This window comes from Rhodoferax sp. UBA5149 (genome assembly GCF_002413825.1).
In the GTDB taxonomy this organism is placed as follows: Bacteria; Pseudomonadota; Gammaproteobacteria; order Burkholderiales; family Burkholderiaceae_C; genus Rhodoferax.
Genome location: NZ_DHXT01000232.1, coordinates 1 through 5,339, shown reverse-complemented (window position 1 = coordinate 5,339; position 5,339 = coordinate 1). Strand labels below are relative to the sequence as shown.

General features: G+C 60.9%; 8 protein-coding genes. All 8 read right to left on the bottom strand.

The features are described from left to right. On the bottom strand, positions 1–122 hold a 122-nt coding region (locus B3V69_RS20865; protein ID WP_414707588.1), incomplete at its 3' end, for a biopolymer transporter ExbD. Positions 123–137: 15 nt separating this feature from the next. Next, positions 138–830: a protein TolQ gene (tolQ, locus tag B3V69_RS20390; RefSeq protein ID WP_296449575.1), complete on the bottom strand. Its 693-nt coding sequence runs from the start codon at positions 828–830 to the stop codon at positions 138–140. Then, complete coding sequence (gene ybgC / locus B3V69_RS20385; protein ID WP_296449572.1) at positions 827–1,243, bottom strand: tol-pal system-associated acyl-CoA thioesterase; 417 nt, start codon at positions 1,241–1,243, stop codon at positions 827–829. Before ybgC ends, tolQ begins: the two co-directional genes overlap by 4 nt. A gap of 8 nt (positions 1,244–1,251) precedes the next feature. Further along, entirely contained in the window at positions 1,252–2,481 is a 1,230-nt protein-coding gene (locus B3V69_RS20380) for a pyridoxal phosphate-dependent aminotransferase (protein WP_296449569.1), read from the bottom strand. Continuing rightward, positions 2,478–3,011: a transcription antitermination factor NusB gene (gene nusB, locus B3V69_RS20375; RefSeq protein ID WP_296449565.1), complete on the bottom strand. Its 534-nt coding sequence runs from the start codon at positions 3,009–3,011 to the stop codon at positions 2,478–2,480. The genes B3V69_RS20380 and nusB overlap by 4 nt, the downstream gene beginning before the upstream one ends. Further along, entirely contained in the window at positions 3,011–3,484 is a 474-nt protein-coding gene (gene ribH / locus B3V69_RS20370) for a 6,7-dimethyl-8-ribityllumazine synthase (protein ID WP_296449562.1), read from the bottom strand. The genes nusB and ribH overlap by 1 nt, the downstream gene beginning before the upstream one ends. A gap of 72 nt (positions 3,485–3,556) precedes the next feature. Further along, a complete protein-coding gene (ribBA, locus tag B3V69_RS20365) occupies positions 3,557–4,672 on the bottom strand; it encodes a bifunctional 3,4-dihydroxy-2-butanone-4-phosphate synthase/GTP cyclohydrolase II (RefSeq protein ID WP_296449560.1) in 1,116 nt (371 codons plus the stop codon). Positions 4,673–4,721: 49 nt separating this feature from the next. Continuing rightward, a partial coding sequence (locus tag B3V69_RS20360) for a riboflavin synthase (RefSeq protein ID WP_296449557.1) occupies positions 4,722–5,339 on the bottom strand: 618 nt, incomplete at its 5' end.

Below are 5,339 nucleotides of genomic sequence, written 5' to 3'. Positions count from 1 at the left end.
GTGATGAGCGGGGCCGTCACCATGAAGATGATGAGCAGCACCAGCATCACGTCGATGAAGGGCACCATGTTGATTTCGTTGATGGTGCGGCGTCCGCGTCCGCGGCTGACCAGGGAGGGCATGGTCAAACTCCTTGTCTAGTGGCCGGAGGCCGACTGCGCGCCCACATTGCGCTGCAGGATGTTGGAGAACTCTTCGATGAAGGTTTCCAGCCGGATCGCTATGCGGTCGATATCCCGGGCAAACCGGTTGTAGGCCACGACGGCTGGAATGGCCGCAAACAGGCCGATCGCGGTGGCGACCAGCGCTTCGGCAATGCCGGGGGCGACCGTGGCAAGTGTCACCGTCTGCAGGGACGCCAGTCCGGTGAAGGCGTGCATGATGCCCCACACCGTGCCAAACAAGCCCACATAGGGCGAGACCGAACCGACCGAGGCGAGGAAGGACAGATTGATTTCCACCACATCCATTTCGCGCTGGAAGCTGGCCCGCATGGCGCGGCGGGCGCCGTCCATCAAGGTGCTGGCATCCGTGATATGTTTTTCGCGCAGCTTCTGGAATTCGCGCATGCCGCTGGCAAAAATACGCTCCATCGGGCCCGACTCGCGGGCGTTTTTGGTGGCGGCGGCAAACAGGTCGTTCAGGCTGGTGCCAGACCAGAACTCGCGCTCGAAGTCGTCGTTGAGCGCTTTCACCCGTTTCAAGGCAAAGAGCTTGCGAAAGATGGCAGCCCAGCTGGACACGGAGATGACCACCAGCAGCAACATCACCAATTGCACGACCACACTGGCGTTGAGCACCAGATGGAGGATCGACAGGTCTTGGTTCATTTCAGGGTTTCCAGAATGGTTTGTGGGATTCTCGCGGGCTTGTAGCTGGTGGCATTGATCCAGCCAACGCGGATGGTACCTTCACACAAGAGGACGTTTCCGGCCTGTGTTTTGAGCAGCGCCTGCTGTTGTATTGTCATGGATGCGCGACCCGTTTCCAAAGGTCGGGCTGTAACAGAAAGTTCGTCATCCAGACGTGCCGGCTGGTGATAGCGGATGCGGGTGTCGCTCACCACAAACATGCCGCCGGTGGTTTCGCGCAGCACACGCTGCTCAATTCCGAGTGAGCGCAGCCACTCGGTGCGGGCCCGCTCAAAAAATTTCAGGTAGTTGGCATAGAACACGATGCCACCGGCATCCGTGTCTTCCCAATAGACTCGCACCGGCCAGGAAAAAGTCCGTTCGGGGTGCATCGCACCCGTCATGACAGCAAGGCTTTCAATCGTTCGATGGCGACTTTCAACTGCGGCATCGAACTGGCGGTGGAAAAACGGATGAAATTGTGGGTGTTGGCGACGCCAAAGTCGCGCCCCGGCGTGACGGCCACATGGGCGCGTTTCATGATCTCGAAAGCCAGATCCCAGCTGTCTTTGACGCTGGCGTCATTTCCCAATTTTTGGCCCAGTTTTTTGCAGGCCGCAGAGCAGTCAGCCCAGGCATAGAACGCACCGTCGGGCATCACCGGCACGCTCAGGCCCAGGGCGTTGAGTGCGGGAATGAAGTAGTCGCGCCGGGCTTTGAATTCAGCGCGCCGGCGCTCGTATTCCGCAATGCTCTCAGCCTCAAAGCAGGCCAGGGCGGCATATTGTGCGATGGTGCTGGGGCAGATATACAGGTTTTGCGCCAAGCGCTCGATGACCGGCACGATGCGTACAGGCACCACCATCCAGCCCAGGCGCCAGCCCGTCATGTTGAAGTACTTGCTGAAACTGTTGATGCTGATGATGTCGTCATCCAGCGCCAATGCTGTCTGACCGTATTGTGGGTCGTAGCTCAGGCCGAGGTAGATTTCATCCACCAGCGTGATGCCGCCTTTGTTGCTGACGACCGTGTGAATGCGGCGCAGTTCATCCGGGTGAATCGACGTGCCGGTGGGGTTGGAGGGCGAGGCCAGCAGCACGCCACGTGTGCTTCCAGTTCTGCCGCGAGTCTTCATTCCCCAGGCAGCTTGCACCTTGTCGGCGCTGAGCTGAAAGCGCTCGGCGGCCGTGGTCGGGATCAGCACCGCAGTGCCGTCCGCGGCACTGACAAAGTGCCGGTTGCACGGGTAGCTGGGGTCGGGCATGAGAATCTCGTCACCCGATTCGATCAGGGCCAGACAGGCCAGTTGCAAAGCGGCCGAGGCACCAGCCGTGACCACAATGCGGTTGGCCGGAACTTTGACGTTGAAGCGCTGCAAATACCAGTGGCTGATGCGCTCGCGCAGCTCCAGCATGCCGGTCGCCTGCGTGTAATGCGTCAAGCCGTCATGCACGGCTTTGCAGGCGGCTTCCTGCACCCGTGGTGGTGCGGTGAAGTCAGGCTCGCCAATGTTCAGGAAAACCATGGGCGAGTCCGTGTGGGCGACCTCGCGGGCCAGCGCTTGCGCCGCCTTGGCGACCTCCATCACATAAAAAGGCTCAATCCTCTGTGCACGACTGGAAATCTTCATGGGCGGGATTTGCCCCGGTCTGCACTCACTTCGGCGGCACGCAGGCTCGGGGCCAGACCGTTCAGCACGGCATTGACGTACTTATGGCCGTCGGTACCGCCAAACTCTTTGGCCAGCTCCACGCATTCATTGAGCACCACGCGCCACGGCACATCCAGACAGTGCTGGAGCTCGTAGGCGCCAATCCACATGACGGCGTGCTCAACCGGTGAAATTTCTGCGAGCTTGCGGTCGAGCAGGGGCACGAGCAGGGCGTCCAGCGCGGCCGCTTCTTCGGTGCAGCCGTGCAGCAGCGCATCGAAGTGCACCGAGTCGGATTTCGAAAACCCCGCCAGATCGCGGGTGAAGAGGTCGATATCCGACACGTCGTTCTTGCCGACCAGCGTTTGGTACAGCGCCTGCAACGCAAACTCGCGGGCGCGGGAGCGCTCCGATTTGCTGCCTGCCTTGCGCGCACCGGTGCTGGTCACCCCGGTACGGGACTGCCGCGGAGGGCGGCTGCCCATGGGTTTTGGTTTCAGGTCAGTCATCAAATTTCTTCCAGCAGGTTGGCCATTTCCACGGCGACGCGGGCGGCATCGCGCCCTTTTTCTGTTTTCCGGGCAATCGCCTGTTCCAGATTCTCGGTGGTGAGAATCGCGTTGGCGATCGGCAACTGGTAGTCGAGTGCCACCCGGCTCACGCCTGCGCCAGACTCATTGGCAACCAACTCGAAATGATAGGTTTCGCCACGAATGATGCAGCCGATCGCCACCAACGCGTCGTATTTCAATTTTTCAGCCATGGCCATCAAGGCCACGGGCACTTCCAGCGCGCCCGGCACGATCACCAGGTCGATGTGTTTTTCCGGGACGCCCAGCGCGATGAGCTCGGCCCGGCAGGCCTCGACCAGCGCGTTGGTAATGGGCTCGTTAAAACGGGCTTGAACGATGCCAATGGTCAATTTCTTGCCGTTCAAGCGGATGTCGGTGGAATCCAGTGTTCCTTTGTCTGCGCCAAACATGATGTTCTCCTAAATGGTTGGGGACAGAGCTGGTTCGCTTCGCGTAACTGCGGTCTGTCCCACAAGGTTTCATTACTTCGTGATGTAACCGGCAATTTCCAGCCCGTAGCCTGCCATGCTGGGCATGCGGCGGGGGTTGCCCATGAGGTTCATCTTGTGCACGCCACATTCGCGCAAAATCTGCGCGCCAATACCATAGCTGCGCAGGTCCATGCGGCCCCGCTCCGGGCCGTGGCTGGCACGGGCGGTGCCGTCAAACTGCGCCAGCAGTTGCTCGGCGCTCTCGCCGCAATTGAGGAACACCACCACGCCTTGGCCCTCCGAAGCGACGCGTGCCAGGCTGGCATCCAGACTCCAGGAGTGCATGGCGCGGCCCACTTCCAGCGCGTCCAGCACCGACAGCGGCTCATGCACGCGAGCCAGTACCGTGTCGGTGGGCCCCCACTGGCCTTTGACCAGTGCCAGGTGAACGCCTTGGGTGGTTTTGTCTTTGAAGGCGTGAATGGTGAATTCGCCAAAGGCGGTATTGAGGGGGCGCGAGCCCAGTTTTTCGACCAGCGACTCGACCCGGCTGCGGTGGGCGATCAGATCGGCAATGGTGCCAATCTTGAGGCCATGCACGGCTGCAAACAGCTGCAGGTCGGGCAGGCGCGCCATGGTGCCGTCATCCTTCATGATCTCGCAGATCACCGACGTCGGCGAGCAGCCCGCCATGGTGGCCAGATCGCAGCCGGCCTCGGTGTGCCCCGCGCGCATCAGCACACCGCCTTCGACTGCCTGCAAAGGGAAGATATGGCCGGGTTGCACCAGGTCGTCAACTTTGGCGTCATTGGCGACTGCCGCTTGCACGGTGCGTGCGCGATCTGCGGCCGAGATACCAGTGGTCACGCCTTCAGAGGCCTCAATCGACACCGTGAAGGCGGTGCCCTTTTTATCGCCATTGCGCACCGTCATGGGCGGTAATTGCAGAAGTTCACAGCGTTCGCGGGTGAGGGTCAGACAAATCAGGCCGCGACCAAAACGCGCCATGAAGTTGATAGCGTCAGCGGTGACGTGGTCTGCGGCCAGCACCAGGTCGCCTTCGTTCTCGCGGTCTTCTTCGTCCACCAGAATCACCATGCGACCGGCGCGCATGTCAGCCACGATGTCTTCAACCGGAGAAATTGCCACAGGGGAGGGGGCGGTCATACGAATATCTTTCACGAAGTGTTGGGAAGGGGGGTGGGCGGTAACGCGTTTAAAGCGTGAGCGGGCCGGTCTGCTGCGGATCGACGGTCAGCATGCGCTCGACATAGCGCGCGATCAAATCAATTTCCAAATTCAAATGAGATCCAGTTTTGAGCGTTCCCAGCGCGGTGTTCTGAACCGTGTGCGGAATCAGGTTGATGCTCATCTCACAACCGGTCTCCAGATCCTGGATGTGGTTCACCGTCAGGCTGACGCCGTTGACCGTGATCGACCCCTTGTAGGCGAGGTATTTGGCCAGCGCTTTGGGCGCCAGTACCCGCAGCTCCCAGCTTTCACCGACCTGCGCAAAATGCGTCACCTGGCCGATGCCATCGACATGGCCCGACACCATGTGGCCACCCAAGCGGTCGTTGGCGCGCAAGGCTTTTTCGAGGTTGATGGCGCCGGTCTGCGCCAGTCCGGCGGTCTTGTCCAGCGATTCGGCCGAGACGTCCACCGTGAACTGGCGCTGTGCGGCATCCAGCGAGGTGACGGTCATGCAGGCGCCATTCAGCGCAATGCTGTCGCCCAGACCCACGTCGTCGAGGTAAGCGGGCGGGCACTCCATGGTGAGGCGCTTGCCGTGAGTTGAAGAGCTGCCTGAGGCGTGAACGGCGACGATGCGCCC

Excerpts from the sequence above, each read along its gene's own strand:
- ribH (WP_296449562.1), bottom strand. The coding sequence starts at position 3,484 with ATGTTTGGCGCAGACAAAGGAACACTGGATTCCACCGACATCCGCTTG.
- ybgC (WP_296449572.1), bottom strand. The coding sequence starts at position 1,243 with ATGCACCCCGAACGGACTTTTTCCTGGCCGGTGCGAGTCTATTGGGAA.
- B3V69_RS20380 (WP_296449569.1), bottom strand. The coding sequence starts at position 2,481 with ATGAAGATTTCCAGTCGTGCACAGAGGATTGAGCCTTTTTATGTGATG.
- ribBA (WP_296449560.1), bottom strand. The coding sequence starts at position 4,672 with ATGACCGCCCCCTCCCCTGTGGCAATTTCTCCGGTTGAAGACATCGTG.
- tolQ (WP_296449575.1), bottom strand. The coding sequence starts at position 830 with ATGAACCAAGACCTGTCGATCCTCCATCTGGTGCTCAACGCCAGTGTG.
- nusB (WP_296449565.1), bottom strand. The coding sequence starts at position 3,011 with ATGACTGACCTGAAACCAAAACCCATGGGCAGCCGCCCTCCGCGGCAG.